This is a genomic window from Isoptericola sp. BMS4 (genome assembly GCF_011634835.1).
GTDB lineage: Bacteria > Actinomycetota > Actinomycetes > Actinomycetales > Cellulomonadaceae > Isoptericola.
Genome location: NZ_SIRP01000032.1, coordinates 1 through 691, shown reverse-complemented (window position 1 = coordinate 691; position 691 = coordinate 1). Strand labels below are relative to the sequence as shown.

The window sequence follows — 691 nt, the reverse complement described above, 5'->3', positions numbered from 1 at the left end:
GAACCCCAGGAACAACGCGACCGGGATCCACAGGAACACCACGAAGAAGCTCAGCCTGTCGAGGCTCAGCTTTCCTCGCCTCCCCTTGCGGGGCCCGGTTCCGGGCCCCGCAAGGGCGCCGCCGGTGGGCGGCGCGGCACGTCCCGTCCCCGGGGCTGCGGCCGTCATTGCACCTCGATCTTGTCGATCGTGTCGTCCTCGCGGATCCGGTCGGTGATCGCCTGCAGCTCGCTGGTCATGTCCGCCACCGACTTCTTCCCGGCGAGGAACGAGTTCCAGATCGGCAGCTGCTCCTGGTTCATCCCGTACGTGTTCACGAAGTCGAACGTGAAGATGGCGTCGCCGGCCGCGTCGAGCATGTCGGTCTGCGACACCAGCGCCGTCGACCCGAACCCGTCCTCCGGCACGAGCCCGGCGACGATGGTCGGCGCCAGCTTCGTCTTCGCGAAGTTCGTCGCCGCCTCCTCCGAGAGCATGACGCGCAGCAGCTCCTTGCCGCCGGCCACGCTCGCGGCCTGCGAGGGCACGATGAACGGCTCGCCCGCCGTGGAGTGCAGCGCCTCGGCGCCCATCGCCGGGCTCGCCGAGAGCGCGAAGGAGGGGACGCCCATCATCTGGAAACCGTCCTTGGTCTGGTCCTTCATCTCGTTCTCGATCCAGGACCCCGACGGGTACAGCAGCGCCTCCTGCC

At 68.7% G+C, this 691-nt stretch carries 1 pseudogene; it reads right to left on the bottom strand.

The annotated features are described in order from the left end of the window. Positions 1–164: 164 nt before the first annotated feature. Positions 165–691 (bottom strand): annotated as a pseudogene (locus EYB28_RS19850) (carbohydrate ABC transporter, N-acetylglucosamine/diacetylchitobiose-binding protein); the annotation flags it as partial.